Raw genomic sequence first — 4192 nt, 5'->3', positions numbered from 1 at the left:
TTAAAAACATTATTTCGATTTGTCCTAAACAAAGACAAACTCTACTTTTTTCTGCGACCTATCCCGAAGAAATCAAACAGCTTTCAAAACAATTTATGAAGGGCCCAGCAGAAGTCACAGACCAGCTCATCTACGAAGGCTTCAGTGCCACCGCTTTAAATGGAGATATGGAACAAGTCGACCGTGATCTTGCTGTATTGCGTTTTGCTAACCAAAGTTGTTCTATTCTTGTCGCTACTGATGTTGCAGCGCGAGGACTTGATATAAAGGAACTTTCTGCGGTGATTAATTTTGATCTCGCTTTTGATCATGACGTCCATATTCATCGTATTGGTCGAACTGGACGAGCAGGGAATAAAGGGATTGCCTTAAGTCTTATAACACCTGCCGATGCACAACGAGTTTGCTCCATTGAAGATAATCACCCGCACCCCATTCATTGGGGGAACATTAATGAATTAGAAAATCACCACACTACTCGCTTAGTGCCAGAAATGGTTACACTCTGTCTTGCCTCTGGTAAAAAAGATAAAATTCGCCCCGGTGACATCCTTGGGGCATTAACCAAAGATGCAGGATTAGAAGGTAACACAATTGGCAAAATTAACATTACCGCCATGTACTCCTATGTTGCAATCCACCACAGCCAAGCAGATAAAGCGTACCAATATTTACAAAGTGGAAAATTAAAAGGACGCAAAGTTAGTGTGCGTAAAATAAATTGATTTTTCAAAACCCTGCGAAAAACTTACTGCAACAATAGGAAAAAAGAGGCAGTTATTATGTAATAAGTTCTAATAATACAAGCCTTGGACACAGTAGATTAAAACATTATTAATATCAGGATCACTGAAATGAAAATACAAGAGGAGCTTCATGAACAACGAGCTCTTAAAATATCAATAGCTGTTACCTTTCTCTTAGCAGTGGTAGGTATTTTATTTGGGCTATTGTCGGGTTCATTGGCTATCGTCTTTGACGGTATGTTTAATATGGTGGATACCGTTATATCAATCCTCGCCTTTTTTGTTGCCCGTCTTTTAACAAGTAAAGGGAATCGGAGATTTCAATATGGTTACTGGCATATTGAACCTATGGTTCTTGTTTTGAATGGTAGTATCCTAATACTTCTTTGTACTTATGCGATGATAAATGCAATTGGTAGTTTAATGTCTGGTGGACATGAACTGAATTTTGATTGGGCATTTGTGTTTGCTCTTTTAGTATTTTTTTTATCAACCGGCATGTATTTTTATTTGATTAAAAAAAACCGCAAAATTAAGTCTGAATTCTTGCGATTAGACATTCAAAGTTGGTTAATGTCTGCTTTGATTTCCTCCTCTCTCCTATTGGCATTTGGTATCGCGACTTTGTTGCAGGGTGGGGCTTACGGATATTTTACCCCCTACATTGATCCCCTTATTTTAGCGATTCTTACTGCTTGTTTGATTTTTGTGCCTATGACCGCAGTCCGTGATGCCACACGAGACATATTTCGCATGGCACCCTTGGATCTTGATGAAAAAATAAGAGCATTTTTAGATGAGCTTACCAAACAACGTGATTTCAAAACTTATACAAGCTACGTTGCAAAAATAGGACGAGCTCAATTTATTGAAATACATATTGTAGTACCTATGGATTACCCAATATCGAGCATTGAAACCTTGGATGAAATTCGTAATGAAATTGCGTTGGCTATTGGAGAAGATACGCCGCAACGTTGGCTAACCATTGCCTTTACTGCAAATGAAAACTTGATTTAGCAAACGTTTTATTCAGGTTATCCATAGGGATATATGTGAAAGTATGCTATCGAAAAATTAGAGTTACTACCAAATGAGCTCATGATTTTAGTAAATGAATCTGCAGATTAAATAGCAAGCCTGGTTGCTAGCAACAAGTTTGCTTATGGAACTTCCAGAAGAAGATACAGACTATTCAACTCGGCTGCATCAAATAAAAATAAATAGCTAATTTGCTCTGAAGATTCTTTGAATAAAAGATATTCTCAAAATATCAAACGATTTCAACATCTTCTGCCTGAGGCCCTTTTTGTCCTTTTACTGCATTAAACAAAACACTGGTACCTTCGGAAAGAGTTTTGAAACCAGTCGATTGAATTGCACTAAAGTGCACAAAATAATCTTTTCCATTACTTTCAATAAAGCCAAAACCTTTGCTCTCATTAAACCATTTTACTTTTCCACGTAATTTATCTGGCATTTAAAATTTCTTCCTTATTTTATAGGTATTGGAATATAACAAATTAAACTAGATGCTGCGAGCTAAAAAATAGTATGTGTATAACCCTAGAAGACAATAGGAAAACTGAAGAAGTATTTTTCGCGAGCAAAAGCATGGAATTCAACGATAAGTATTATTCTGTGCGCAAGATTTAAGAGGCCAAGAAAGTCTTTTAGAGTCAAACATCATAGAACATTTACAAAAATTCCTTTTAAAGTTGGGTAAAGGGTTTTCATTTGTTGCACGTCAAATGCGCGTCAGCACTGAAACATCACATTTCTATATTGACTTAGTTTTCTATAACTATCTTTTAAAATGCTTTGTTGTTATTGACTTGAAAACAGAAAAACTCATTCATGAGAATATCGGTCAAATGGATATGTACGTGCGAATCTTTGATGAATTAAAACGCGGAAATGATGATCCTTTGTGCAGACAAAGACGAAACAATGGTTAAATATTCAGTACTCAAAGAGAGTAAGCAAATTTTCGCCTCTAAATATAAGACTGTATTACCAACAGAAAAAGAGTTAGTCAGCTTTATTGAACAGGAAAGCTATAAGAATTTACTGTAGCAGATTTGTAACAAAGTGTAATATAACCCCAATTGTTTCAAGCAGTTCTAGGCAGTAACTGCTAAATTTGTTACATCGCAAGCCGCTGATTTTATTATGATTTGTTCTTGATAAACTTGGCTTCGAACCAAGGTGTCGGGGGTTCTAGTCCCTCTGAGCGCGCCATTTAAAGTCGTTATTTCCGACCAGAACCCCCTATCGACAGGCTCACCTTCTCGCTGGCCCCCATCCACAATGCCAATGTCGACAATTAGCATCGAAGGTGCAGTGGAAGACGTTGATAGACAAGTCCGCTGTGTGTGTGCCTGTCACAGTCGGTTGCACGACAAGAGTTCCAGGGCTGTTCTCCGATTTGCGATCCAAATGGATCGTACCACCCTTCTCAACAACCATTGCGATGGCGGCTTTGAGTTCTTTCGCGTGATGTTCTGGGATCAGGGCAAGACTCTCTTTCTGATGTTCGGACAAGGGAAGTTCCGCCTTCATCAGCCTTATCCAGTCACCTTTAAGCCTGTCTGCGCGACTAGGATCAGCCAACGCTGACGCGAACCACTGATTGATGGCTGCCGTATTTGTGACTTGGGTTTTATTAAGCGTCGAGACTTCCCATACGGACACGTTCAAAAAATCCGCCTTGCGCGTGGCACTGACGTCTCGACCAAAGAAACTGGTCAAGGCCGTTTCGGTAACGTCGGTGCCTTGGCTCTGACCGAGATCGCCTTCACGTGTAAAGCCGCCGTTGCGACCCAAACTGAAGGCTATCAACTCTAAATCGCCGCTGCCCCGTCGCATTGTCGTCAAGAAAGTATTGGCTGCGTTTCCAGAGGGGCTAATTGAAATATGACTGGCAGTGCCGGGACGCTGGCCCGAAGGCAATGTGCTGGTGTCCCCTAATCGTTGAAAGCCCATCCCTTGATCGAGCACCATCCACGCAATGAGCTCTAGATTCCCAGAACCATTTTGCACAGCCGTGATGACGCCTGTTTGACCAGTCTCAGAATCGCTAAATGGGGTCAGGGCGATTTCGCCAACCGTACCTGCTGTCGCTCCAACAGGGTTCTGACGATGGATTGTCTTGCCATCATTAGAGATTCTCCAGCCAATTAACTCAAGATTGTCGCTGCCATTCTTGACCGCGGTTACAACAATATTGTTGCCGACATTCGCGATGGTCACGAGGCTAACCTCTCCCGCTTGCGGGGGTTGACCACTTGGGTTGCTGTCACCAAGTCGCGTGAACGATCCGTCGGCACCGACCCCCCAACAAATGAGCAGGAGTCCGCCGCTTCCATTGCGGCAAGCCGTGACGACCATATTATTGTTAATCGCCGTTATCGCGATTTCGCTGGCTTCACCTGCCATATGAGCAG

At 41.3% G+C, this 4192-nt stretch carries 5 protein-coding genes and 1 tRNA gene; 4 read left to right on the top strand and 2 right to left on the bottom strand.

All coding sequences use genetic code 11. The annotated features are described in order from the left end of the window. Positions 1-725: DbpA RNA binding domain-containing protein (locus tag Lsan_RS12460; RefSeq protein ID WP_193392706.1), on the top strand; the 725-nt coding region annotated here is incomplete at its 5' end. A 129-nt stretch (positions 726-854) separates the two neighbouring features. Beyond that, a complete protein-coding gene (locus Lsan_RS12455; protein ID WP_058514563.1) occupies positions 855-1766 on the top strand; it encodes a cation diffusion facilitator family transporter in 912 nt (303 codons plus the stop codon). Positions 1767-2019: 253 nt separating this feature from the next. Here the strand turns inward: Lsan_RS12455 and Lsan_RS12450 are convergent, their stop codons facing one another. Further along, positions 2020-2226, bottom strand: coding sequence for a cold-shock protein (locus Lsan_RS12450; RefSeq protein ID WP_058514562.1), 207 nt, complete (start codon positions 2224-2226; stop codon positions 2020-2022). 238 nt (positions 2227-2464) lie between these two features. Here Lsan_RS12450 and Lsan_RS23020 point away from each other — a divergent pair, with 238 nt between their 5' ends. Next, a complete protein-coding gene (locus Lsan_RS23020; RefSeq protein ID WP_475001232.1) occupies positions 2465-2704 on the top strand; it encodes a PDDEXK nuclease domain-containing protein in 240 nt (79 codons plus the stop codon). Positions 2705-2903: 199 nt separating this feature from the next. After that, positions 2904-2987 (top strand) — tRNA-Arg (locus Lsan_RS22120). Between the two features lie 42 nt (positions 2988-3029). Here the strand turns inward: Lsan_RS22120 and Lsan_RS22355 are convergent. After that, positions 3030-4192, bottom strand: a 1163-nt coding sequence (locus tag Lsan_RS22355) for a hypothetical protein (RefSeq protein WP_202814629.1), incomplete at its 5' end; no start/stop codon positions are given.

It is taken from the genome of Legionella santicrucis (assembly GCF_001468135.1).
GTDB lineage: Bacteria > Pseudomonadota > Gammaproteobacteria > Legionellales > Legionellaceae > Legionella > Legionella santicrucis.
Note: the sequence above shows the minus strand (reverse complement) of the source record. Positions and strands in the feature narration are given on the sequence as shown.

Bases quoted from the DNA above. Each gene is read 5' to 3' on its own strand.
- Lsan_RS12455 (WP_058514563.1), top strand. From the start codon at position 855: ATGAAAATACAAGAGGAGCTTCATGAACAACGAGCTCTTAAAATATCA.
- Lsan_RS12450 (WP_058514562.1), bottom strand. From the start codon at position 2,226: ATGCCAGATAAATTACGTGGAAAAGTAAAATGGTTTAATGAGAGCAAA.